At 67.3% G+C, this 22716-nt stretch carries 24 protein-coding genes and 4 pseudogenes; 16 read left to right on the top strand and 12 right to left on the bottom strand.

Annotated elements, in window-relative coordinates; genetic code table 11:
* From AB0M56_RS46570 to AB0M56_RS46560, 3 genes and pseudogenes are all read left to right on the top strand, one after another.
* Positions 1-198 (top strand): annotated as a pseudogene (locus AB0M56_RS46570) (hypothetical protein); the annotation flags it as partial.
* A 360-nt stretch (positions 199-558) separates the two neighbouring features.
* A complete protein-coding gene (locus AB0M56_RS46565; protein ID WP_364188879.1) occupies positions 559-969 on the top strand; it encodes a hypothetical protein in 411 nt (136 codons plus the stop codon).
* Positions 970-1249: 280 nt separating this feature from the next.
* Entirely contained in the window at positions 1250-1429 is a 180-nt protein-coding gene (locus tag AB0M56_RS46560; RefSeq protein ID WP_364188876.1) for a hypothetical protein, read from the top strand.
* A gap of 1137 nt (positions 1430-2566) precedes the next feature.
* On the opposite strand, the pseudogene AB0M56_RS46555 reads toward AB0M56_RS46560, so the two are convergent.
* From AB0M56_RS46555 to AB0M56_RS46525, 7 genes and pseudogenes are all read right to left on the bottom strand, one after another.
* Positions 2567-2787 (bottom strand): annotated as a pseudogene (locus tag AB0M56_RS46555) (transcriptional regulator); the annotation flags it as partial.
* Positions 2788-2981: 194 nt separating this feature from the next.
* Positions 2982-3225, bottom strand: a pseudogene (locus AB0M56_RS46550) (amino acid permease); the annotation flags it as partial.
* Between the two features lie 113 nt (positions 3226-3338).
* Positions 3339-3728: a VOC family protein gene (locus AB0M56_RS46545; RefSeq protein WP_364188874.1), complete on the bottom strand. Its 390-nt coding sequence runs from the start codon at positions 3726-3728 to the stop codon at positions 3339-3341.
* Entirely contained in the window at positions 3725-4021 is a 297-nt protein-coding gene (locus AB0M56_RS46540; protein ID WP_364188871.1) for a hypothetical protein, read from the bottom strand. The genes AB0M56_RS46545 and AB0M56_RS46540 overlap by 4 nt, the downstream gene beginning before the upstream one ends.
* Positions 4022-4357: 336 nt before the next feature.
* Complete coding sequence (locus AB0M56_RS46535) at positions 4358-4945, bottom strand: acetate uptake transporter (RefSeq protein ID WP_364188868.1); 588 nt, start codon at positions 4943-4945, stop codon at positions 4358-4360.
* A gap of 184 nt (positions 4946-5129) precedes the next feature.
* Positions 5130-6146, bottom strand: a complete 1017-nt coding sequence (locus tag AB0M56_RS46530) for an alpha/beta fold hydrolase (RefSeq protein WP_364188865.1) — start codon at positions 6144-6146, stop codon at positions 5130-5132.
* A 491-nt stretch (positions 6147-6637) separates the two neighbouring features.
* Positions 6638-6865: a hypothetical protein gene (locus AB0M56_RS46525; protein WP_364188862.1), complete on the bottom strand. Its 228-nt coding sequence runs from the start codon at positions 6863-6865 to the stop codon at positions 6638-6640.
* A 265-nt stretch (positions 6866-7130) separates the two neighbouring features.
* Here AB0M56_RS46525 and AB0M56_RS46520 point away from each other — a divergent pair, with 265 nt between their 5' ends.
* On the top strand, positions 7131-7595 hold the full coding sequence (locus AB0M56_RS46520; RefSeq protein WP_364188859.1) for a MarR family winged helix-turn-helix transcriptional regulator: 465 nt from the start codon (positions 7131-7133) through the stop codon (positions 7593-7595).
* Here AB0M56_RS46520 and AB0M56_RS46515 read toward each other — a convergent pair.
* Positions 7592-8515, bottom strand: a pseudogene (locus tag AB0M56_RS46515) (aldo/keto reductase). The gene AB0M56_RS46520 and the pseudogene AB0M56_RS46515 overlap by 4 nt on opposite strands.
* 261 nt (positions 8516-8776) lie before the next feature.
* Between AB0M56_RS46515 and AB0M56_RS46510 the strand changes: the two are divergent.
* The 12 genes from AB0M56_RS46510 to AB0M56_RS46455 all read left to right on the top strand — a co-directional run bounded on the left by AB0M56_RS46510 (position 8777) and on the right by AB0M56_RS46455 (position 17421).
* The gene (locus tag AB0M56_RS46510; protein WP_364188856.1) at positions 8777-9013 is read left to right on the top strand and encodes a hypothetical protein; all 237 of its coding nucleotides are present in this window, start codon (positions 8777-8779) and stop codon (positions 9011-9013) included.
* Positions 9014-9359: 346 nt separating this feature from the next.
* Complete coding sequence (locus AB0M56_RS46505) at positions 9360-9596, top strand: hypothetical protein (protein WP_364188853.1); 237 nt, start codon at positions 9360-9362, stop codon at positions 9594-9596.
* Positions 9597-9599: 3 nt separating this feature from the next.
* Positions 9600-9755 carry a LuxR C-terminal-related transcriptional regulator gene (locus AB0M56_RS46500; protein WP_364188850.1) on the top strand — a complete coding sequence of 52 codons (156 nt, stop codon included), beginning with the start codon at positions 9600-9602 and terminating at the stop codon, positions 9753-9755.
* A gap of 254 nt (positions 9756-10009) precedes the next feature.
* A complete protein-coding gene (locus tag AB0M56_RS46495; protein ID WP_364188847.1) occupies positions 10010-10693 on the top strand; it encodes a GntR family transcriptional regulator in 684 nt (227 codons plus the stop codon).
* A 201-nt stretch (positions 10694-10894) separates the two neighbouring features.
* Positions 10895-11695 (top strand): transporter substrate-binding domain-containing protein, encoded by an 801-nt coding sequence (locus AB0M56_RS46490; protein ID WP_364188844.1) that lies wholly within the window; start codon positions 10895-10897, stop codon positions 11693-11695.
* A gap of 22 nt (positions 11696-11717) precedes the next feature.
* On the top strand, positions 11718-12377 hold the full coding sequence (locus tag AB0M56_RS46485; protein WP_364188841.1) for an amino acid ABC transporter permease: 660 nt from the start codon (positions 11718-11720) through the stop codon (positions 12375-12377).
* Between the two features lie 17 nt (positions 12378-12394).
* Positions 12395-13189 (top strand): amino acid ABC transporter ATP-binding protein, encoded by a 795-nt coding sequence (locus AB0M56_RS46480; protein WP_364188838.1) that lies wholly within the window; start codon positions 12395-12397, stop codon positions 13187-13189.
* 2 nt (positions 13190-13191) lie between these two features.
* The gene (locus AB0M56_RS46475; RefSeq protein ID WP_364188835.1) at positions 13192-14091 is read left to right on the top strand and encodes an NAD(P)-dependent oxidoreductase; all 900 of its coding nucleotides are present in this window, start codon (positions 13192-13194) and stop codon (positions 14089-14091) included.
* Positions 14081-14857, top strand: a complete 777-nt coding sequence (locus AB0M56_RS46470) for an SDR family NAD(P)-dependent oxidoreductase (protein WP_364188898.1) — start codon at positions 14081-14083, stop codon at positions 14855-14857. The genes AB0M56_RS46475 and AB0M56_RS46470 overlap by 11 nt, the downstream gene beginning before the upstream one ends.
* 50 nt (positions 14858-14907) lie before the next feature.
* Positions 14908-16317 carry an allantoinase AllB gene (gene allB, locus AB0M56_RS46465; protein WP_364188832.1) on the top strand — a complete coding sequence of 470 codons (1410 nt, stop codon included), beginning with the start codon at positions 14908-14910 and terminating at the stop codon, positions 16315-16317.
* A 224-nt stretch (positions 16318-16541) separates the two neighbouring features.
* Entirely contained in the window at positions 16542-17174 is a 633-nt protein-coding gene (locus AB0M56_RS46460) for a hypothetical protein (protein ID WP_364188829.1), read from the top strand.
* A 1-nt stretch (position 17175) separates the two neighbouring features.
* Positions 17176-17421 carry a YrhB domain-containing protein gene (locus AB0M56_RS46455; RefSeq protein ID WP_364188826.1) on the top strand — a complete coding sequence of 82 codons (246 nt, stop codon included), beginning with the start codon at positions 17176-17178 and terminating at the stop codon, positions 17419-17421.
* Positions 17422-17957: 536 nt separating this feature from the next.
* Here AB0M56_RS46455 and AB0M56_RS46450 read toward each other — a convergent pair.
* The 4 genes from AB0M56_RS46450 to AB0M56_RS46435 are packed head-to-tail and all read right to left on the bottom strand — an operon-like array spanning position 17958 to position 22411.
* Complete coding sequence (locus tag AB0M56_RS46450; RefSeq protein ID WP_364188824.1) at positions 17958-18584, bottom strand: amino acid synthesis family protein; 627 nt, start codon at positions 18582-18584, stop codon at positions 17958-17960.
* Positions 18503-20521, bottom strand: a complete 2019-nt coding sequence (locus AB0M56_RS46445) for an ABC transporter ATP-binding protein (RefSeq protein WP_364188821.1) — start codon at positions 20519-20521, stop codon at positions 18503-18505. The genes AB0M56_RS46450 and AB0M56_RS46445 overlap by 82 nt, the downstream gene beginning before the upstream one ends.
* A gap of 20 nt (positions 20522-20541) precedes the next feature.
* On the bottom strand, positions 20542-21438 hold the full coding sequence (locus AB0M56_RS46440; RefSeq protein WP_364188818.1) for an ABC transporter permease: 897 nt from the start codon (positions 21436-21438) through the stop codon (positions 20542-20544).
* 25 nt (positions 21439-21463) lie between these two features.
* A complete protein-coding gene (locus AB0M56_RS46435; RefSeq protein WP_364188815.1) occupies positions 21464-22411 on the bottom strand; it encodes an ABC transporter permease in 948 nt (315 codons plus the stop codon).
* Positions 22412-22716: the final 305 nt, after the last annotated feature.

Genomic DNA, 22716 nt, shown 5'->3' with positions numbered 1-22716 from the left:
GCCCGCTCACGCAGCTCGTCGCTGTACTTCTTCGGTGCCGGCATGCTCTGCATCCTCCCTGAGATCAGAGCCTGCACAGAACCCGGGGCGCATCAGATCGCCCCGCGCTACGAACGCAAAGCCGAACACTTCCTCGCCTTCCTCATCCTCGGAGCCAGCCTCACCTGCTACAAGAACCTCCGCAAACTAGCCACATGAGACACGCTCTAAACTAAACCGAGCGCGCCCTGACCACACCGAATAGGTTGAACGTCAAGCTGTTTTGCCGTCCTGGCAAATCGCATTGATCATCCCTCCTAGGGGCACGGCACCTCGACTGGTCGGACGCCCTCGTGTGTTCCCGGACGCGAGCAACACAGTGCACGTGCTGCGATATCTATGCGACCTGACGTGGACACTCTGTGTGGCCCGCCGCGCGCCAGGCAGCCGACGAGCTCGCCCGACCGTGTCGATCGGGCGCTCCGAGTCTGGCCCGGTCTGGTTGTCGCCAGCGGGTGGCCCGACGCCGAGGTGATCCTGTCACGCGCGCAGTGGCGCCACCTCGCCCACTGCGTTCGCTTGCTGCTCAAAAGCCGACCATGGCCGCGTCAGCTGCCCGAGCGCGAGCAGCTCGACCTGTGGGCCGCCACTCACCGCCGCGAATCCAGCGAGATCAGGAGATCCCCCATGACTGTAGAGCCTGAAACGAAGTCCTCGTCACCTCCAACCGCGCAGTGGCACGACTACATCGCCGTGCTGCTCGTGACCGCCGCCGCGGACGAGACGGTGCGAGCGAAGCTCGACCGCGTCACCCAGCCGACCGGGCCGGACAGGCTGTGCCGTATTCAGCATTACCGTGTGGCCCCGCTCAGGGCGGCGCCGCAGGACGAGGTCGCTGAGCAGCTGGGCGCGCGGGAACTCGAGGTGTTGAAGCTCGTCGCCGACGGCCTGTCGGCATCGCGCGCCGTGCTCGGGGGCCGAAACAGGTGAAGCGCGTGGCGTTCGCGCGGCCCCCTGCGCCGCCCCGACGGACGGGCGGCGTCTGGCTTGGTGCTCCCGGACGCCGGAATGACCCGCCGCACCAGGGTCTGAGCCGACGGCCGCCACCGTCCAAGGCCCTGTACTCGCTCGCGAACGACCCACCGACACCACCAGCCCGCGTCGCCGCCGATCCCTCTGCTGCAGACCCAGCGAACCATGCCCAAGCCCAGCCGCCGCAGTTGCTCCCGCCCCACCCATCCGCAGCAGTCGCCCGCCCACAGGAGATCCCGTGTCGCCCCAGCAGTCCCCATCAGGCCAGTTGGCCATTTCGCGTCGCGAAGCCGTGCTCATTCCCCTCGTGCTCGCGGTCGTGCTCGTCGCAGGCACCTCAGGCCTCGCAGATGCGTTCCTGCTCGTCGTCGCCGTCCTGTTCTGGTCCACGCTCAACCTCACGGATCAACAACCGTGAGCTACCGATGCTGCCGCTCCACGCCTACATCAACCACGTGTTCTCAGAGGACCAGCGCGACGCCACCGTGGAAGCCATTCTGGGCGTGGCCGGCGACGCCAACGTGAACCCGGAGCGCACCGCTGACGCCCAGCGCCGTCTCAACCAGGTGAACACGCGGCTGGCGCGGCTGACGCAGGCCATTTCAAGCGGGCGCAGATCCGATGGCTCTGATCGACCCGGTCAACCGGGCGAAGGAAGAATGCGATGCCGCAGAGGAAGAGTTGGCGCGGACTCCCTCTCGGGACGCCGGTCGGCAAGTACTTCAGCGCCAGTCCCGCTCGGTTGCAAGAGTTGTACGAGGAGGTAGGCCTGGAAATGGCCTATAACGCAAAAGAGCGGATGGTCGATGTGACCATCCGCCCACCCCGCAGGGTTAGTGCGTGTGTGCGAGGACGCCCTTCGCACTAACCACACGTCTGCGTCTGACCGCTTGACGGCGATAGATCATGCCGTTCCGCGCGCCAGCCGCGCCGCCGGCGGCGCCTCTGACGGGTGGGTTGTGTTGGGGTCTGGAAGTGCGGTGGCGAGGAGGCAAGCCTCGGCCATCACGCGCCCGGCTCGCGGTTCGGCGCGGACAAAGCCCAACGTACCGTGCGCCTGACCGGCGGCTGAGGCAAGCGCGAGCGTACATGATCAGGAATGGGCACCCCAGCCGCCACGGCCTCGACGTACTCCTTGGCTCCTTGCGCTCCAAGATCAGTGCCTCCGTCCGCACAAGTCTGAGCGCTTCGAGGCGCTGACCGCTATCGAGCAGCTCTCGTCAGCCGGGCTACCAGTGATCGCGGCCTTGATCGTCGCCGTTGCGGCACCACTTGTCGCAGCGGCCGCGACACTATTGCTGGCCAGGTCAAGGAAACCGGCCCATCGCCGCAGCCGATGACAGAACATCCTTTCGGCTCGGTGACAACGCGGTTCGCTGGGAGTCGCGGGCAAGTCCGGACAACGATCGTGACCGCGCACGGGGTCATCCTGGGACCGCCCGGCGCGCGGTGGAAACCGACGTCGTCGGCTGCGACACCGGGGCGCAGCAGTCATCGGCGCACCCGTCCGTTTCCGGTGTGGCCAATGGCAGGTTCAGGTGCTCGCGCGATTCGCTCATCGGATCGCCTCCGCGCTCGCCGACGACGCCGCAGGCTCAACGTCGTTCAGGAACGTCTCGTCGGTGTCCACCGCGAGCACCAGGTGCACCAGCTCGCTCAACGCCTTCGCCAAATGCGCGTCCACAAGCTCGTATCGGACCTGCCGGCCTCGTAGTTCGCCACCATCAACCCGCATCCGCGCAGGCACGCGAGGTGGTTCGACACGTTCGAGCCGGTACCTGAGGTCGGCATGGGAGTCTGCGTCTATGGCGTTTCCGCGCCGGTCGTTATGCGATCGGCGGCGGGCCAGCACGGTCAGCCGCCCGTCGATGCCGATGCCGAGCACGGCGGCTCCGGCAACGATGGAGGGCCACCGCAGGGTGGTTGCGAGCGCGACGCACCCGAGGAGCCCCAGGGCCTGTAGCCAGCGTGGCCATCGCCGCGCACGACGCGGTCTTCCCGATGACGAACCCCCACCCACCCGGCGGCGAAACGCCACCACGACCCCAGCCGTTGCCGCCCGTAGAGGTAGGTGCCGCCGGATGCGGGGTTCTGGGCCGAGGACGCCGCGTTGCAGTACGCCACGGTCGCGGCGAGGACGAGTCCGATCAGCAGGCCCGTGCCCGCCGCATTGGCCGCCGGGGCGAACGCGGCGTACACCCCGGCGCCGATCATCGAGCCGAGCCCGATGACAACGGCGTCGGCGGTGCCCAATCACCGCGCGAGCTGCAGGGTGCGGTCGAGTTGTCGGTGGTCATGCCCTGGATCGCCTCCGGCGGTCGGGTGTCTCAGGATTTCGGTTGGAACAGCTCGATCGGGTTCCCGGCGGGGTCGTCCAAGAGGATCTGCCGGCCTCCGGGGCCGTTGATGACGTCGCTGCGGAACCCGACACCCTCCGCGCGCAGCCGCGCTACTTCGGCCTCGATGTCCTCGACGATGAGGTGGATGCGGTTCCAGCCGCCCGGAGCGGGCCTGCTGCCATCAGGCAGCGTGCGGCCGGCCGAGCTGGCGGGGCCGCTCAGCAGCAAGCGCAGATTGCCGCGGACGACGTCGGCGAACGCCGGGGACACGTCGGTGCGCACGGTGAACCCGAGGTGCCTGGTGTAGAACGCGATCGCGGCTACGACGTCGTCGACGAGGTACCGCACACTCACGAGGTTGTTCGGATCGATGGTCATGGTCGGCTCTCCTCAGCATCAGTGGTGAGGGCGGACGGCAGAAATCGGATCCGGTTGTCGAGTTCGGCTGTGGTCTGCTGGAACGCGGGAAACGTGTCGCCGTCGGCAGCGGGCTCGTGGGCCGGGTCAGGCAGGCTCCAATGGATCACCACGGGCCGCCCGGGGAACTCCGGGCAGACCTCCCGGACCCGGTCGTACAGGCTGATCACGGCGTCGAACCGCCGGCGGCGCATCGAATCCAGGTGCGTGGGCTCGTGGTCCAGCGTGATCCCGTACTCGGCGGCCGCCCGCACGGCGTGGGGTGCGACGGTTTCGGGTGGCGGCTGCCCGCGCTGGCCACCTCGACCCGCCCCTCCGAACGGTGGCGCAGCAACGCCTCCCCAGGCACAGCCGCGACAGCAATCGGGTCGACCGGATCGCGGTACCCAGCGTCGTCTACCGCCCACTGTCCGGACTGGGGGCGAGGGCCGAATTCTCCGTCGTCCAACGCGCCGACGAGACGAACCCGGCCGTCGTCGCCTTCCTCGAGAACGCCCGGCGACGGTCCGGCGGCACCCGGCCGCCGGGGAAATCTCGGCGGCGCTCGGCACCGGCCCACCGGAGGGCTCCAGTTGCCGCGCGCGGTCCACTCAGGCCGAATGCGCCGTCCGCCTCGCCGGCCAGATCGGCAGCAGGCCCCGCCCGCTGACGTCGTTGAGGACGATGGCTGAGCACAGGTAGAACGCGACGAAGGAGTCGAGGAGACCGACCCAGCCGCCGGCCTTGGTCAGCGCGATCGCGGTGGCTCCCGATCCGATGAGGTTGGCGAGGCCCAGCAGCACGTAAACCACGACCAGCAACACGAACGCGGTGAACGCGGGTGCGTTGACCACCCGCGCCCCCACGGCGAGCATCGCGGTAAACAACGCCCACACGATCAGGTAAGCGCCGAACATGCGGGCGAAGTTCGCTGCTCCCGCCGTGTCGGTGATCATCGGTGCGTAGAACTGCACGATCAGCGCCGTGGTGAACAGGAAGCAGGCATACGCCGAACAGAACGTCGCACCGAACAGGTTGTTGCGGCGGAACTCCCAGATCCCGCCGACGAGCATGGCGAGCGCGCCGGTGCCCATCGCGACGGGAACGAACATCGTGGCCGTTCGCTGGTCCACGACGCCTGTGTTTGCCAACGACAGGATCGTCAGCGAGAATCCGAACCCCGCCAGCGCCAGGGGCACCCCGCTGGCTGTGGGGGCGAAGGCGGTCGTGGCGGGCTCGCCCGCACGCGGTGGCGGCACTTTCGGGGCGGCTCCCGGAGGAGCGGTTCGTTGTGCATATTCTGCGCTGGTCATGATGCTCCCTCCAGGCTGCAAAGGAGTGCTCTCGACACGGAACGGGTGGAACCGCGCCGAGCCAGGCGGATCAGACTTCCGTGGCGAGCAGTTCCTTTATGCCGTTGTCGATGAACCGGGTGTCCTCCGGGTTGATGCCGCCACCGGCGAAATGTCCCCACACTCCCGGGATGACGCGCAGTTCCGCCCGGTGCATGTGCTTGACTTCCCACTCGTTGTCCTCGGGCGGGAAGTACAGGTCCTGCTGCGCCGGCATCACGATCGCGGGCGCCCGGATCGCGCCGAGTGCGTCCTCGAGGCTGCGCATTCCCGGCGTGTTGCCGATGTCGGCGTGCTGCCAGGTCCACAGCATGGCCAGGAGGTTGTTCGCGTCGCGCTTGAGGAACAGGCCCTCCCAGAAGGCCACGAGGAAGTCTTCCAGGGACCCGTAGCCCAGTGGCTCGCGCTCGTAGATCGTTTCCCGGTAGAACTGCTGGCAGAAGCCCCAGCCGGCGTAGACCCGCGCCAGGGCGCGGAGCCCGATGTCGGGTTGCTTGTCGTACCGGCCGCCGTTGTAGGCCGCGTCCGCGGTAAGCGCCGCCCTGACCCCTTCCAGGAACACGAAGTTGTGCAGGCTGGTCTTCGCCGACCCGCAGAATGGCAGGATCCGCTTGACCATGTCGGGAAAGCTGACCGCCCACTGGTAGGTCTGCCCGGCGCCCATCGACCAGCCGGTGACCAGCTCCAGCTTCTCGATGCCGAAGCGCTCGGTCACCAGCCGGTGCTGGAACTGGACGTTGTCATACATCGTCACCCGGGGAAACGACGCGCGGTCATGCGGCGCGGGCGTGTTGCTCGGCGACGAAGACAACCCGTTGCCCAGCATATTCGGAATGATGATGAAGTACCTAGCCGGATCGAGCGCCATCCCCTCGCCGATCAGCCATTCATTGTCGTAATGCTGTCCGGAATACCACGTTGGGTAAACGATCGCATTGCTCTTGTCACCGTTGAGCTCGCCGTATGTCTTGTACGCCAGCTTGGCATCGCTCAGCGTGGCGCCTTCTTGCAACCGGACGGTACCAAGGTCGAATATTTCGTAATCCACGAGAGCCTCCCTACCGGTTCTTCGGCTGCGCCCTCTTCGTGGTCTACGGTACGCCGAAAGCGGGTAGGCGGTGCCGGCCGGCCGAACTGTATCGCGCCAGTTCCCGCCCCGGTCGACCTGCGCTGATACCGGTGGGATTCTCGATGTTCAAGTTGTGCACGTCGAGCAGTTTGCGGTCCGTCCACGATGGACTTCGATCCTCCACTGGACCCAGAGTGACAATCGGTCACTCTGGGTCCAGTTCGAGGTCACGAGGTACCTCCACGCCGGTGCCGCTCAATGTCGGCAACGCCAGAAAACTGCAGCTCACAAGCCTTTTAGGTCCGTAGGTTCTGGGTTGAACCGCGCCAGCGGCTCGAACTGCACCGGCGGCCGCACCGGCGCAGCCATCGCAACCTCCTGGCTCACCCGCCAGCGGGACCGCGCCCACCCGGCGACACATGCCCGCGAACGTAACCCGGGCGGAGCAACCCACCTGGGAAAAGTGCTGGTCACCAGCCCGCAGGATGAGTGGTCAGCCTCGACATCCGGTGCGGGACCGACCAGCGGTAGTGCATCGTCCCGACGTCCAGCGACGGCGCGAAGGGTTCGGTCTTGACGTCGCGGCGCCACGCGGCCAGCAGCCGCATTAGCCTCATCTGCTGGGTAACGACCGCGCCGCGCGCGAAGTCGCGAGCGAGTTCCAGTGCGGTGGCGTCCAGCTCGGCTTCGGAGACCACGCAATGTCTCCTCGGCTTGCGCGTGCCGACCGGAGCAGATGATGTCGTTGGCGATACTGGGCCCTACGAGCAGCGGAAGGCGCTGCGTCCCGCCGCCCCCGGGATCACACCGAGCTAAATTTCCGGCTGCGCGATCTTCGCGTTGTCGGCCATCACCCGCATGTCGCACGCCAGGATCAACTCGCACGCGGCACTCAGCGCCGCTCAGCTGCGACACCAGCTTGAGTGCAGGTCGCCTACGGCGTGGATGCGATAGAGTCCGTTCATGGGGCGTCCATCCACGCAAGCGAGGCTGACCGCGCTCGCTGACGCGTTCACCGATCTCGGGCCGGCGTGGGGCCGCTGGGTCACCGTGTGCACCCCGCCGGAGGCCGTCAGCTACATACGCCTACGCCTGCTTCGTGCGCTCGACCAGCACGGAGATTGCACCATGACTCACCTGGCGAGTGCGCTCAACGTCACGCAGCGCCGCATCACTTCGCTGGCGGCCGCGCTTGCCGACGAGCAGTTCGTCGAGCGCCGGCCCAACCCGGACGACGGGCGCAGTACCGTCATCAGCATCACCGACCTCGGTCGAAAGCACCTCGAGCGCAACTGGGCGCAATTCCAAGCCGAAGTCCGCGAGGCGTTCGGCGACTTGCCGCCCGAGCTGCGGAAACAGTTGCTCGACATCACGCCCAAACTGACCGAGGCATTGCGCGCTCGGACTGCGGCCAAAGCCGTGGACTAGCCCCCGAGAACGAGGAAGGGGCCGCTTTCCTGGACGCTTCCTCGTTCAGCACTACGCAGCAAGCTCTGCTCCTCGGAGCGTGCACCCGCGATGACTGAGCCGCATCCCGGTCGCGCTGCCCGCGCCCCGATGGCGATCTCCAACACCGTGCGGCCGTGATTCTGACCCCAGGCGGCCAGTCGCTCGACGATGTCGATCCGCTCGTCGGTCACGGTGCTCGCGTGCCGTTGTTCAGTGAGTCGCGACCCGGCTGGGATATCGCCGCCGCGCCGGATCTTTCCGGTCAGCAGGCCGTTGGCCAGCGGGAAGTACGGCAGCACGCCGAGTCCGTAGTGAATCGCCGCGGAAACGACTTCCTTCTCGGCCTCGCGATCCAGCAGTGACCACTGGTTCTGTGCAGACACGAATGGCACGCCGCCGATCTCGCGCGCGACGTGGGCGGCTTCGGCGATCTGCCGCCCGGCCGTATTCGAATGTCCGACGTAGCGCACCTTGCCCTCCGCGACCAGCTCGCTGAGCGCGGATATGGGTTTCCCGATGGGCATCACCGGATCGGGTGTGTGCAGCTGGCAGAGGCCGATGTGGTCGTCCTGGAGCCAACGCACTGACCCGTCGATCGATCGGCGGGTCTAGGCCCGGCCGCCCTTGGCACCCGCAGCTGGGCTGTATCCCATGTGGACCTCCTGGTGGCCCCACTTGCTGGCCAGGACCACTCGATCACGCCGGCCCTTGAGCGCTTCGCCGAGGAACTCCTTGGAACCGCCTTTGCGGCCGTACACGTCGGCTGTGTCCAAGAGCGGCACGCCCGCGTCGACCGCCTGCCGCGTCTCGGACTTGTCGAGTTTTCGGCCGAAGTTGTTGCAACACAAGCCGACGACCGATACGTGCAGGCCGCTGGCGCCCAGATTCCGGTACCGCACTCGGCAACCCTTCCTGTGTCGTGGCTCTTCACCCGATCGGTGAGGGCGCCGAGTCCACCGGCCGGCCCCGCGGCCACGGGCCGGCGACTGAAGACTTGGCCAGTCAGATGGCGTCGCGAACAAGCTCGATGACAGGGATGGCGCGCTTGGTTTTCCGCTCGTAGTCGGAGAAGTTCTGCATGTCGCTCGCCTGCCTGCCGTACACCCCACCAAAGACCGCAACCGGCCCCGTTCGCGGTTTGTCTGTCCAACGCTGAGGTGGTGTTGTGGACGTTCGACGCGTCGACTGTGACCGGTGCCGTGTACACGGCTCTCATCGCTCATCCCGGCTCCACGCAACACGAACTCGTCTCTGTGACGTCGTTGGCTGCGGAGCAGGTGCGCGCATCACTCGAAACCCTGTGCGAGCAGGGTCTGGCAGGCCTCGACGTGGCGGACGATGAAAAGACCTGGGAACCGGTGCCGCCAGACCTCACTGTCGATCGGCTCATCGAGTAACAGGAACAGACTCTCATCAAGGCACGCAAGGCGAGCCAGGACCTGACGCGGCTCTACTGGATGGCACGGCGGGAGACTACGCCGGCCTCGGGGTCGTGCGCGGGGAAAGGGAGTTGGCCTTTCTTTATGTCGGTGCTGTCTCGTGCCACAACCCAGGTGCGGGCGTGCAACCGGTCGCCGTTCCTTACGCCGCGAGACGCGACCGTCGTCGACGTGCTCGTCGCCGACCACGCGGCTACACCCGGGCGCACGTGGCCGTACGGTCGATCTCGTTGAACGGGCTGTTCGACGATCCGCTGGTCGGTGATGCCGCGTTGCGGATGATGGACGCGGGGATCGCTCGCGCATGCTCCCGATCGACCTCCCGCTCAAATGCATGATCGCCGACGGCCGGCTGGCGATGGTGCACCTCGACACCGCGGACTACGACAGTTCGGCGCACCTCGTTGTCTACCGGTCCGGTCTGTTGACCCTGCTGATTGACTTCTTCGAGACCCTCTGTGAGATGGTGATCCCGTTGAGCCGCGAGCGGCAGCCCGCTGAGACGGCGGCAGGGCTCAGCCAACGCGAGCGGACGATCTAGACGATGATGGCAGCCGGCGCGACCTACACCACTATCGCGCGTCGGTTGGACCTTTCCCAGCGGGCAATCCTGCGGCACGTGACCGTCCTCCGGCGCCGCCTCGGCGCGACGAATCTGTTCCAGGCCGGGTTGCAAGCAGCGCGGCGCGGCTGGATCTAGGTGTTGTGACTCCACCGGCGTAGCGCCCTCCGGGCTCGGTGATCACTCGACAGGCTCGACATCGATCGCTTCAAGCCTGCGTGATTACGTCACCCGATTGGCGCAAGGCGGTTGCCGATCGCCGGGACCGGCAAACGATGTCGAACGCTGGCTCGTCCGTATACATCCAGGTAAAACCCTATTGACCCTAGTCGGAGGGAGCCTATAGTCCCGTATCCAGATACGAGATACGGATATGAGATACGGAGCCGGTGATGCTCGATCCACTCGACGTTCAGCGGGACAGCATCACCGACCGCGTCTTCGACGAGATCCGGCAGGCGATCGTCGATCGCAGGCTGCTGCCAGGGCAGCGGCTGTCGGAGGCCAAACTGGCTTCGATGTTGGGGGTCTCCAAGACCCCGGTGCGCGAGACACTGATCCGGCTCGAGCACGTTGGGCTCGTCGAGCCTGGGCCTGGCAGCGGACTCCGGGTTGTCCAACCTTCGATCAAGGTCGTTCAGGACGCGTACGAGGTGCGCCGTGGTCTCGAGTCGCTGGCTGCGGGCCTCGCAGCCGAGCGGGCGAGCGACGACGTTTGCAGCAAGATCAGAAAAGCCGCGGACGAAGGGCTCGCTTGCACTATCGCCAGCGACGAGTCCGGGCGCCGCGGCGCCGACCGGATCTTGCACACCCTCATCGCGACGGGCTCGGGCAACATCAAGCTCGCAGCCGACATCGAGAATTACTACGTGCTGACGTGGGCCCTGCGGCAGCGTGATGTACCGGAAATGTCCGAGAGTGCTCGCTGCGGCGAACAGCACCAGCGTGTCGCAGCCGCCATCTCCGACGGCGACGCGCCGGCTGCCCAAAATGCCATGGCGGAGCACTTGGACACTCTGCGCGAACGCGTTCTCGCCATGCTGGAGATCCCGCGGCCGGCGGAAATCTTCAGCTGAACCGGCGGGGAATCGCAAGACTCCCGCCGGCACGCGGCGTAGTGACAGTCACCGTGCCGTGCAGTACAACCACTTTCCTCGGGCCTGCTGCGGCTCACCTGGTCAATGTCGTTCCCCAGAAACACATTGCCGTGCTCCCTTGTTCGTCCTCCCCGCCCGACTTTCCCCGTCCCACCGATCCTCACCGTCGAGGAGAACATCATGAATCCACGCCGCACCCTGCGTATCTGGCTCTCGGTCCTCGTCGCGGGGTTGACATTCACCTCCGTGTCCGCCTGTTCGTCGGGCGGGTCGAACCTGGACGACATCAAGTCCCACGGCGCCATCACGATCGGCACGTCCGGCAACAACGCACCGACGATCTTCCGGGATCCCTCCGGAGGTTTCGTCGGCATCGACGCCGACTGGGCGAACCTCATCGCGAAGAGCCTCGGAACGAAGGTCGAGTGGAAGACTCTCGACTTCTCCGGCATCGTGCCCGGGCTGCAGGCGAAGAAGTTCGACATCGCGATGTCGGGCTTGCGCGTGACGCCCGACCGGCAGAAGGTCGTCGACTTCTCCGAACCGATCGGGTACGACGACGCCGTCGCGGTGTATCCGCAGAAGGAAACCGGGATCACCGGTCCGGAGAGCATCAAGGGCAAGAGCGTGTGCGTCGTCGCGGGTTCGTCCAACGGCGAGGCTCCCGTCCAGCGCATCGGCGGAGCGGCGAAGGTGACACGCTACCCCGGGCAGGCTGAAGCGTTCTCCGACCTGAAGAACGGCCGGTGCGACCTGATGGTCACCGGAAGGATCCTTGCGCTGTACTGGATCAAGTCGGGTGACGGTACCGGATACGCGGTGTCCCAGAACGGCACGGACGGGACCGCGCTGGCCGTCGGTGTCCCGAAGGGTTCCGACGCGTTGCTGCAGGCCGTCAACAAGGCGATCGAAGACGCCAAGAAGGCCGGCGCGTACCAGAGCATCGCGCAGAAATGGCTCGGCCAACCGTTCAAGCAGTGAGCGCGACGAAGAGGAATCACCCATGAATCTCGACTTCTCCGTCGTGGCGCAGTACTTCCCATTACTGCTCGACGGATTGCTGGTCACCGTGGAGGTCTCGGCCATCACCTTGGTGCTGGCGACCGTGCTCGGCACGTTCATCGCCATGGCCCGGATCTCGCACCGTCAGTGGCTGCGGGTCCTCTCGGGAATCTACGTGTGGATCATGCGCGGCACCCCGGTGCTGCTGGTGCTGTTCTTCATCTACTACGCGGCACCGAGTTTCGGACTGCAGCTGCCGGCGTTCGCCGCGGCAGTGATCGGCATGACGCTGAACTCCGCGGCCTACAAGGCGGAGATCATCCGCTCCGGCATCGAAGCGATTCCGCGGACGCAGACGGAAGCGGCGCTGGCGGTGAACATGACCTACGTGCAGACGATGCATCGGATCGTGCTCCCCCAAGCCGTGCGGATCGTCATCCCGCCGTACATCAACAACGCGATTCTGCTGGTGAAGAACAGCGCGCTGGTCTCCGTGATCACGGTGCCGGACTTGATGCTCAACGCGCAGCAGATCGTTTCGAGCACCTACCGCGCGGTCGAGATCCTCGGCACCGCCGGGTTGCTGTACTTGGTCGTGACCAGTCTGCTGATGCTGGCGCAGCGTTACAGCGAACGCCGCTTCGCCCTTCCTGACCGATGAGCCGACCGGAGCAAGACATGACCCAGCAGCCGGCCACCGAAGCCGCGCTCCCGCTGTTGCACCTCAGCGGATTGCACAAGTCCTTCGGCACCAACGAAATCCTCCGGGGGATCGACCTCGAGGTCCACGCAGGCGAGACCGTGGCAATCATCGGCCCGTCCGGCACCGGTAAGTCGACGCTGCTCCGATGCGTCAACTGGCTCGAGAAGCCCAGCGCGGGCGAAGTCATGCTCGACGGCGTGCGCCTGCGCGCCGAGATGACCGGAAAGGAAGAACAACAGGCGATACGCGCGCTGCGCAGCCGCGTTGGAATGGTCTTCCAGCAGTACAACCTATGGCCTCACTTCAGCGTGCTGCGCAACGTGACCGAAGGTCAGGTGCGCGTGCTCGGCACCAATCCGGGCGAGGCGAAGGCAAAGGCTCGGGAGTTCCTGGCCCGAGTTCGGATGGAGGCCTTCGAGGACAGGTACCCCAGCCAGCTCTCCGGTGGTCAGCAGCAGCGGGTCGCGATCGCCCGCACACTGGCCATGGGGCCTCGCCTGGTCCTGTTCGACGAGGTGACGTCGGCGCTCGACCCCGAGCTCGTGGGTGAGGTGCTCGAAACGATGAAGCAGCTCGCGGACGACGGACTGACCATGCTCGTCGTGACGCACGAGATGGGCTTCGCGCGGCGAGTGGCTGATCGCGTCGTCTTCATGGACGGTGGTCACATCGCCGAACAGGGTCCCGCAGAAGTGGTGTTCGAGAACCCGGTGCATGACCGCACGAGAGCGTTCTTCGACCACGTGCGCCGATCGTCCTGGACCGTGTGATCGTGGCCGGGACGATCGTGACGGGCAGCACCGGGTTTCTCGGGGCTCACCTCGTCCGGGCTCTGGCCGCGCGGAATGGCCCTGTCGTCGCGGCGGATCTGGCGGAGCCGCCGCCAGACGTCCGGGCGCTGTGGGCTGATCACGTCGTCGAATTCCGCGAGCTCGACGTGCGGGAGCCGGCGGCGGTGTTCGCCGACGTGCGGCCGGACGTGGTGGTCCACGCGGCAGCCGTGACCAACGGTGATCGCCGGATCCTCGACGAGGTCAACGTCGGTGGCACGGCGGCGGTGCTCGCCGCTGCGGCGACGGCGCGGGTCGTTTACGTGTCGTCGGCATCGGTGTACGCGGACGGTGCCGTGCTCGACGAGGACAGTTCGGTTCGGACCGATCCAGGTGGCTACCCGGCCTCGAAACTCGCGGCCGAGCGACTGGCGGTGAAAGCCGGAGCCGTGATCGCGCGGGTGGCGGCGTGTTACGGACCGCTCGAACGCGACACCGGGACCCGTCAGGTGATGTCGTTGCCCTACACCGCGATCCGGGCGGCGCTCGCCGGCCGCGCAGTCCAGGTGGAACCGGGGCAGGCGGGGCGGGCTTTCGACCCGACGTGGGTCGGGGACATCGCGGAAGGCATCGCCGCACTCGCCACGGTGGACCCGCCGCACCGGCTCTACAACGTCGGCTCCGGAACCGCGATCACCCTGGCCGCCTTGGCCGACGCCGTGAATTCCGCGGTCGGGCCAGTTGAGCCGACAGACCCCCCGTTTTTCCTCAGCCTGCCGCCGGAGCACCGCAGCGGTGTCCTCGACGTGACGAGGCTGCGCGAGCTGTCCGGACGCGCGGCAACGCCGCTCCCCGATGCTTTGGCCGCCTACCTTGAATGGCTTCGTGACCATGCTTGCTGAAATTCCGATCGCGGCGAGGTTCACCGGTCGGCGTGCCGTGATCACCGGAGGAGCGGCCGGTATCGGCCTGGCCATCGCCCGGCGACTCGCGATCGAGGGCGCCTCGGTCACCGTTCTCGACCGTGATCCCGCCGCCTTGAAGGTCGTGGTGCAGGAGCTCCCGGGCGACGGCCATCGCGGCCGGTTGCTCGACCTCGCCGATGGAACCGCGACGCGACAGGTGGTTGAGGAGACGGCTGCGGACGGTGGACTGGACGTCCTGGTCCACAGCGCAGCGATGTCTGTCGGTGGCACCGCGCCAGAACTCGCGCCTGAGGAGTGGAGCGGAGTGCTGTCGGTCAACCTGACCGCGGCGTTCCACCTTGCCGCGGCTGCCATTCCCCACCTCGCCCGGTCCGGTGGCGGAGCGTTGCTGCTCATCGCCAGCCAGCTGGGACTCGTCGGCACTCGCGGTTCCGTCGCGTACACGGCCAGCAAAGGCGGCGTCGTGAATCTGACTCGGTCGCTGGCGTTGGACCACGCAGGTGACGGCGTCCGGGTCAATTGCCTCTGCCCAGGACCGACGGAGACGCCATTCCTCGAACGCAGTTTCGCGCGGACTGGCGACGCTGCGGCGGCGAGGGCGACGGCGCTCGGCCGGGTCCCACTCGGCCGCTTCGGGCGGCCGGACGAGATCGCCTCCGCCGCGGTGTTCCTGTGTTCGCCCGAGGCGTCCTTCATCACCGGCGCCACCCTCGTTGCCGACGGCGGCTACGTCGCACAGTGACGGCAAAACCGTTTGCCGGCAAGACTTTTGGCGGATCGACAAGGAGTACTGTGGAATACGACTTGGTCCTGCACGACGTGCAGCTGGTGAGCACAGACGGCGTCCGCAGGGCGACGGTCGCCATCTCCGGCGGGCAGGTCGCGGACGTACTGGATGCCGGTACCCGGCCCTCCGCGACCGAACACCTCGACGCCGGCGGGCTGCACCTGCTTCCCGGCCTTGTCGACACGCACGTGCACCTGCGAGCGCCGGCACGGCCCGATCGCGAGACGTTCCGCACCGGCACGGCGGCTGCCGCGGCCGGGGGAGTGACCACTATTTGCGAGATGCCGACGTCGGATCCGCCGGTCAACTCCGGCGCCACGCTCGCCCGGCGCGCGGTCGAGCTGCGGCCCGATGCCCTCGTCGACTACGCGCTCTACGGCGGCGCGGCATGGGAGAACCGCGACGAGATAGCCGCGATGGCCGACGCCGGCGCGGTGGCGTTCAAGACCTGGCTGCACGCACCGGCGCCAGGACGAGAAGCGGAGTTCCGCGGGCTGTCCTGCCCCGACGCCGGGCGGCTGCACGAAGTCATGCGCGACGTGGCGCGCACCGGACTGGTGCACGCCCTGCACTGCGAGCACGAGCAGATCCTGACCGTTGCGGGTGAAGCCGCCCGCCGGCAACACGGCTTGCCGGGCGCGGTCCACGCGGCGGCTCGGCCGGAAATCGCCGAAGACGCCTCGGTGGCGACGGTGCTGGCGCTCGCGGCCGCCATCGGCGCCCGGGTACAGCCCGTCCACGTGTCCAGTGCCGAATCGGTGGTGCTCGCCGCCGAGGCGCGGGCGCGCGGGGTGCAGGTGACTGTGGAAACGTGCCCCCACTACCTGCAGCTCGACGAGAAAGCCCTGTTCGAATTCGGCCCTTGGGCGAAATGCAATCCGCCGCTGCGCAGCGCCGCAACGGTCGAGCGGCTGTGGGACGAGCTGCGCGCGGGCCGGATCGACGTGATCGGCACCGACCACTGCCCGTACCGGCCAGAGGAGATCGCCACGGGTGAGGAGGACATCTTCGTTTCGCCACCCGGGCTTCCGGGGTTGGAGACGATGCTGCCGATCATGCTCACCGCCGTGCACGAGGGCCGGCTCACGCTGCCCGACGTAGCCAGGCTCACGTCCGGCCGGGCCGCGGAGATCTTCGACCTGCCGGCCAAAGGCCGGATCACGCCGGGCGCGGACGCGGACCTGGTGCTGGTCGATACCACCAGCGAATGGACGTTTCGCCCTGAGGGATTCTCGAAGGCCGCACCGAACGCCACGTTCCTCGACGGCTCCCGGTTCACCGGGCGCGTGGTGACCACTTTCGTACGCGGGCAGCGTGTTTTCGATCGAGGGCAGATCGTGGCCGAACCCGGCCACGGCCGGTTCGTCAGGCCCGATCGGGCTCGCGTGTCAGCTCGCCGCGCCGCGGCGAGCTGACACGCGAGCCCTCAGCTGAGCCCTGCGGCGACTCCTCGTCAGGAGCAAGGACGGGACCTGATGGGTAGCCAGGCCACAAGTTGGTCCGGTAGACATTGCCCTGTGCCAGAAGAACATGATCGGCCCTGGGTGCAGGCGGTTACCGCTGCGGTCGCCGGCTCGCTCGCAGGGCTCGCGGACGCAACTGGCTCGCCCTTCGTTGTGGGCGCGGCAGCCTCGCCAGCGTGGGTATCGATGCCGGGCTGCGGAAGCTGGGAGAGCTGCGGGCCAGGCGTGCGATCGACACCTGTGATGACGCGGCGGCGATGGCCGGCATCCCAACTGACGAAATGCTGACGGCGATTCTCGCGACTGAGGGGCTGCTGGATTTGTTCGGAGTGTGTGTTGAGGCGTCGGCTCGGACTCCGCTGCGAGTCAAGCGCCGGATACTGGCCCGGCTGCTGGCCGAGGGTTACGGCGAGGCGGGCCAGTCGAAGCTGGAGAACAGGGTCTACATGGCGCGCATCCTCAATGACCTTGAACAGCCGCACTTCGCTATCTTGAGTGAGTTGGCGTCGGTTGAGACCCCGACGCTGGTCGGCCTGGCCAATCTTCTCGATCCGCCTCAGTTCGTGGACTCCACGCTCAGCGTCCTGATTAGCAACGGGCTGGTCCGCGGCGTGGACCAGTTCCTGTCGCCGCAGTACCCCACGTCCTACTCGAACCTAGATGACGAACCCAGCGTCGCAGGGCGGAAGCTTCGCGATCACAGTTCTGGGCCGGGACTTCTGCCGGTGGGCGGAAGATGCGACCGAACAGCTGTGAGCCCGGCCTCCTTCAACCAATGGGGCAGATTCTACTCCGCGAGGACGAACTAACGTGGTACTTCAGGACGCATTCGAGGCCGCCCAGCGATTTCTCGATGCCGGGATTCGGGCCCAGAACGACGCCGAGATCGTGATCAGCGAGTGCAAAGAACTCGCCGACGCATGGTATTTCGACTACAACAGCCGCGCCTTCCTGGAACAGGATGACATCTCATCGGCGCTCGTCGGCAACGGCCCTGTCGTCGTTCCCAAGTCTGGGGCGGAGCCCTACATCGGCTCTGTTTTCGGACCCGCTTGACATGCGACGTGACGGCCTCGAGCCCTGCTCACCCTCACCGGACTCGTCCTGAGTCGGTGCGGTGTCGTTCAAGCCGGGGAGGATGCCGCCGGCTCGGCATCGTCAGGCGTGCCAAGCCTATGATGGCCACCGCTGCACCCTCTCCGCTCACGCATACAACGATCGACCGCAGAACACCTGCGGCGAGCGATCGATTCACCATCAACGACACCATCGAGCGCTCTGTCGCGCGGAGCTTCGGCTCGCCAGGATGCCTCCAGCAGCGGAGCCCCAACGACCGGACCGAATGTGGAGCACCTGTTCTCTGCACCGTAGGCGAGTGGGAGCTCCTGGCGGGGGTCGGTGGACATGTCGGCGCAGTGGAGCCGCTGCGCTGGCGCGGGCCGGGTATAAGTGCCGACGCTTCTGCTTCGGACAGCAAAGTGCCGAGGACGAGTGCTGGATGTTCTTCGACGTCACCGACCTGGCTTGGGAGCTGAAGATCCGTGCCAGGTCCCGGCGATCGCGCCCGACACTCACGCGGTCGGCGACCGCCGCTAGTTCGACGAAGCCGGAGGGCTGGGGGTGATCCGGTGCCCCGGCCGGCCCCCGACGGAGAGGGCGAGCCCGATGACGATCTCGTCGGGGTGCGGCGCATCGGGGATCGTGATCTCGGCGGCGTCGAAGTCGTCGGCAGCCCAGATCTCCTCCTTGTTCGCGAGCGGGATCAGGAGGGGCGAGCCGGGCGCGCCCGCCTTGGCGCTGCTGCTCATGATCGCCTTGCCCGGGGAGACGAGTGCGCGCACCGACCTGCCGAACCGCGGGTGCAGCACCGCAACTGCGTGTTCGATCGCGCCGCCGGTCCCGACGACCGCGCCCTTGCCGTAGCCGGCGACGTCAGCAGGCTTGACGCCGAGCGCATCCACGGCGCGCGCGACCAGGAGCGCCCCGAGGTCCTCACCGGCTTGGATGAGCTCGTCGAGGTCGTCGTCGGCACGGCGGGCGAACGGGTTGGAGATGACGGCCGCGACGCGGAGCGCACACCGGGGGACAGGCGGCTCCGGCCGGGGTCGGGGGTCGGCCGGAACCGCCTGAGTCTGTCCTACTCGGACTTGATCCTCCGCAGGAGGTCCTCCGGCGCGATGTGGCAGCGGTATCGGTTGCCCTTCCCGGTGTCCTGCCACGGCGGCTCCTGCGTGCGGCAGACGTCGCCGAGCGCCCGGGGGCACCGGGTGTGGAACCGGCACCCGCTCGGCGGAGCGGAGGCGCTGGGGTAGGTGCCGTCGAGGCGGATGCGCTGGCGGGTCTCGTCCGGGTCGAGGTCGGGCGCCGCCGAGAGGAGTGCTTCGGTGTAGGGGTGGTGTGGTGGCTGGAACACGGCGTCGGCCGTGCCGATTTCGACGAGCTGGCCGAGGTAGAGCACCCCGATGCGGTCGGCGAGGTACCGGACGACGGACATGTCGTGCGAGATGAACAGGTACGCGACGTCCTTGGCCACCTGGAGTTCGACCAGCAGGTTCAGGATCGCCGCTTGCACTGAGACATCGAGTGCGGAGACGGGCTCGTCGCACAGCACGAGCGAGGGTGACCCGGCGAACGCCCGCGCGATCGCCACGCGCTGCTTGAGTCCGCCGGACAGCGCGCTGGGGCGCACGTCGAGGTGGCGCGGTTCGAGCCGCACCGACGACGTGAGCTCTTCGACGCGGTCTTCGCGCCCCCGGCCGCGGAGGCGGTCGTTCAGCAGGGTCACGGCCCGGCTCAGGATCCGCCGCACGGGGTGGCGGGGGTTGAGCGCGTTGTCGGGGTTCTGGAAGACCATCTGGATCTTCCGGCGCATCGTCTGCTCGGCGCGCCCAGGCCTCTTGGAGAGCGTGACGTCCTCGAACTGCAGCGTGCCTTCGGACGGGTGGGTCATGCCCGCGATGCACTTGGCGATGGTGGTCTTGCCGCTCCCGGATTCGCCGACCAGACCGAAGACCTCGCCGCGGTGCAGGTCGAAGGAGACGTCGGAAACGGCGGTGAACTCGTGTCCGCCGGTGCGGTAGCGCTTGGTCAGGTTGCGGACTTCCAGCAGCACTTCCTCGGTCGTCCGCTCGGTTGCGGAGAACTGTTCGACTTCGCCCACCGTCCGGGTCCGGTCGTGGTGGAAGCAGCTGACCGCGTGGTCGGTGCCGAGTGATTCCGCCGGCGGCATTTCGGTGTGGCAGCGGTCGGTGGCGAGTTCGCAGCGCGCGGCGTACGGGCACCCGGTGAGTGCGGTGCCGGGCGCTGGGAGTGATCCGGGGATCGTCGCGAGAAGACCGGCCGACTTGGTGACGCCGTGGCGCGGCACCGAGCGGAGCAGGTCCCGGGTGTACGGGTGCCGAGGAGAGGCGAACAACTCGTCCGCGGGAGCTTCCTCGACAAGCCGGCCCGCGTAGAGAACGCCGACGCGGTCACAGATTTGCGCCACGATGCCGAGGTTGTGGCTGATGAAGAGCACGGCGGTGTGGAATTCTTCGCGCAGCTGCTTGATGAGTTCGAGTACCTCGGCTTCGACGGTCGCGTCCAGGCCGGTGGTGGGTTCGTCGAGCACCAGGAGATCGGGGTTCCCGGAGAGCGCCATCGCGATCATCACGCGTTGCTGCTGGCCGCCGGAGAGCTCGTGCGGGTAGCGGCGGGCGCACGCGGCCGGGTCCGGGATCCGGACCTTGGCCAGCATCTCGAGGGCCTTCTCCTTGCATTCTGCAGTGGACAGTCCACTGTGCACCCTGATGCCTTCGGCGACCTGCGCTCCGATGCGCATGGACGGGTTCAGGGATGCGCCCGGGTTCTGGTACACCATGGCGATCCGCCCACCACGCCATTGGCGGAGGAGGCCCTTGCCTGCGGACAGGGCATCCTCACCGGCGAACGTGATGCCGCTGCCGTCGCTGACGACCGCGTTGTCCGGGAGGTACCGCATGATCGACATGGCGACGGTGGTCTTGCCGCAGCCTGACTCGCCGACGAGGCCGTACGCCTCGCCCGGTCGGATCGTGAACGACACGTCCCGCACGACCGGCGACACCCGCGAACCCCTCCGGTAGCTGATGTCCAGGTTGCGCACGGCCAGCGTCGGCTGCTCCAGCGTGGTGGTCATAACGGTGCCTTCCGGGGGGATCAAGCGTCCAGCACGCGCTGGAAGCCGTCGGCGACGAGGTTGACGGCGACGACGAGCGTCGCCAGCGCCAAAGCGGGGAACAGGACGATCCACGGCGCGACCTGCAGGTAGACCTGGCCCAGCGAGATCGTGAGACCCCAGTCCGGGGACGGCTGCTGGATGCCGAGCGTGAGGAACGACAGCGTTGCCGAGGTGAAGATGGCGTAGCCGAGCCGGACCGTGCCCTCGACGATGATCGGACCGGTCACGTTCGGCAGGATCTCGGTGAACATGATCTTCGGGCCCGACGCGCCGGCCAGCTTGGCGGCGGCGACGTACTCGAGCTCCCGCTGGGTGAGCACCGCCGCGCGCACCGTCCGGGCGACGCCGGGGACGAAGGTGACCGCGATCAGCAGGATCACCGGCAGCTCGCCGGAGCCCAGCACCGTGAGCACGAGCACGGCGATGATCACGAGCGGGAACGCGAGCACCGCGTCGACGATGCGCATCGCGACGTCGTCGAGCACGCCGCGGTAGTACCCGGTGAACAGGCCGAGCGCGACGCCGCCGGCCAGCCCCAGCGCGGTGGCCGCCGGGGCGACGGTGAGCACGGGGGAGGCGCCGGCGAGCAGGCGCGACAACACGTCGCGGCCGAGGTTGTCCGTCCCGAACAAGTGGGCACCAGACGGCCCCTGCAATGTTTGCGGGAAGATCTGTTGCGGATCGTGCGGGGCGAAGGACTGCCAGAAGATTGCGTCGACGACCCAGAACAGCAGGATCACCGCACCGATCAGGAACGTGGGGGAGCGCAGCAGCCCGCGCACGATCTCGCGTCGGCGGGCCTTCGCGGCCGTGGAAGCCTGGCGGGGCGCCGCCTGCCCGGTGGCAGGTGCGGCCATGGTCTCCGTTGACGTCATGAATGCTCCTTCTCGTCCGGCCGGGTCACGCCGCAGCGAGCCGGATGCGGGGGTTGAGCACGCCGTAGAGGAGGTCGGCGCACAGGTTCGCCACGGTGTAGATCACCGCGATGACGAGCACGGCTGCCTCGAGGACCGGGAGGTCGTGCCCGGTGGCCGAGGTGTAGATGAGCTGGCCGATCCCTGGGTAGTTGAAGAGCTTCTCGACCACGACGAGGCCGCCGACGGCGTACCCGACCTGGGCGCTGACGACCGTGATCGCCGGCAACAGGGAGTTGCGCAGAACGTGCTTGCCGATGACGCGGCCCGGTTTCAGTCCTTTGAGGACTGCGGTCCGCACGTAAGCGGAGTCGAGCACGTCGACAGTGCCGGCCCGCGCCATGCGCGAGATGTAGCCGAACAGGACGAACATCAGCGGGATCGACGGCAGGAGCAGCTGGCGGAAGACGTCCGTGATCTCGGGGAGTGGCACCGACGACGACACCGGGAACCACTTGAGCGAAACGCCGAACACCACGAGCAGCACGGTGCCCGCCACGAACTCGGGCAGTGCGATGAGGGACAGTCCGGTCACGGAAATCGCGCGGTCGGTGAACTTGTCCCGCCTCAGGGCTGCCACCACGCCGAAGCCGAGGGACAACGGCACGGCGATGACGAGCGCGAACCCGCCGAGCAGCAGCGAGTCGCCGAGGTGCCCGAGTACGAGGCCCGTGACCGGTTCCTGCAGGAGGTAAGACTTGCCCCAGCCGCCGTGGAGGAAGCCCCACATGTAGTCGAGGTAGCGCACGGGCAGGGGCCGGTCGAGCCCGAGCGTGTGGTTCAACTGCGCGACCTGGTCGTTGGTCGCGTACGGTCCGAGGATCGTGCGTCCCACATCGCCGGGGAGCACCTGCGAGACCGCGAACACGATGATCGACACGAGCAGGAGCGTCAGCACGCTCAGCCCGAGCCGTTTGGTGATGAATCCGATCATGTCTGAGCCCAGCCTGTCGTCTGGTGGGGCGCACCCGGGGAGAACGCCGGGGATGGCTTGTCACGGGCGAGCAACACGCCCTGCCCGTTGATATTCTGTATAGCGTATCTGTCGCCCAAGAGGGAAGCAACGGGCTGCTGCGGTCTCGCCGTGTTACGTTCTTGTTGCTCCCGGTGTAACAATGCTGCTGGTCAAGGCGAAAACGTGCATTGCAAGGGGACGCTGCCGCGCGGGGGATTGTGCTTTGCGGGCTCAGGGAGCTAACTTATATGGAATATCAAATCCCGATCTGAAGCTCAGGATCG

Origin of the sequence: Amycolatopsis sp. NPDC051372 (genome assembly GCF_040682095.1) — a bacterium.
Taxonomy (GTDB): Bacteria; Actinomycetota; Actinomycetes; order Mycobacteriales; family Pseudonocardiaceae; genus Amycolatopsis.
Note: the sequence above shows the minus strand (reverse complement) of the source record. Positions and strands in the feature narration are given on the sequence as shown.

What these genes read in the sequence shown, in the direction of transcription:
- AB0M56_RS46545 (WP_364188874.1), bottom strand. Translation starts at nt 3,728, where the DNA reads ATGACCATCGATCCGAACAACCTCGTGAGTGTGCGGTACCTCGTCGAC.
- AB0M56_RS46500 (WP_364188850.1), top strand. Translation starts at nt 9,600, where the DNA reads ATGATGGCAGCCGGCGCGACCTACACCACTATCGCGCGTCGGTTGGAC.
- AB0M56_RS46445 (WP_364188821.1), bottom strand. Translation starts at nt 20,521, where the DNA reads ATGACCACCACGCTGGAGCAGCCGACGCTGGCCGTGCGCAACCTGGAC.
- AB0M56_RS46520 (WP_364188859.1), top strand. Translation starts at nt 7,131, where the DNA reads ATGGGGCGTCCATCCACGCAAGCGAGGCTGACCGCGCTCGCTGACGCG.
- AB0M56_RS46440 (WP_364188818.1), bottom strand. Translation starts at nt 21,438, where the DNA reads ATGACGTCAACGGAGACCATGGCCGCACCTGCCACCGGGCAGGCGGCG.
- AB0M56_RS46435 (WP_364188815.1), bottom strand. Translation starts at nt 22,411, where the DNA reads ATGATCGGATTCATCACCAAACGGCTCGGGCTGAGCGTGCTGACGCTC.
- AB0M56_RS46505 (WP_364188853.1), top strand. Translation starts at nt 9,360, where the DNA reads ATGCTCCCGATCGACCTCCCGCTCAAATGCATGATCGCCGACGGCCGG.
- AB0M56_RS46485 (WP_364188841.1), top strand. Translation starts at nt 11,718, where the DNA reads ATGAATCTCGACTTCTCCGTCGTGGCGCAGTACTTCCCATTACTGCTC.
- AB0M56_RS46495 (WP_364188847.1), top strand. Translation starts at nt 10,010, where the DNA reads ATGCTCGATCCACTCGACGTTCAGCGGGACAGCATCACCGACCGCGTC.
- AB0M56_RS46480 (WP_364188838.1), top strand. Translation starts at nt 12,395, where the DNA reads ATGACCCAGCAGCCGGCCACCGAAGCCGCGCTCCCGCTGTTGCACCTC.
- AB0M56_RS46470 (WP_364188898.1), top strand. Translation starts at nt 14,081, where the DNA reads ATGCTTGCTGAAATTCCGATCGCGGCGAGGTTCACCGGTCGGCGTGCC.
- AB0M56_RS46490 (WP_364188844.1), top strand. Translation starts at nt 10,895, where the DNA reads ATGAATCCACGCCGCACCCTGCGTATCTGGCTCTCGGTCCTCGTCGCG.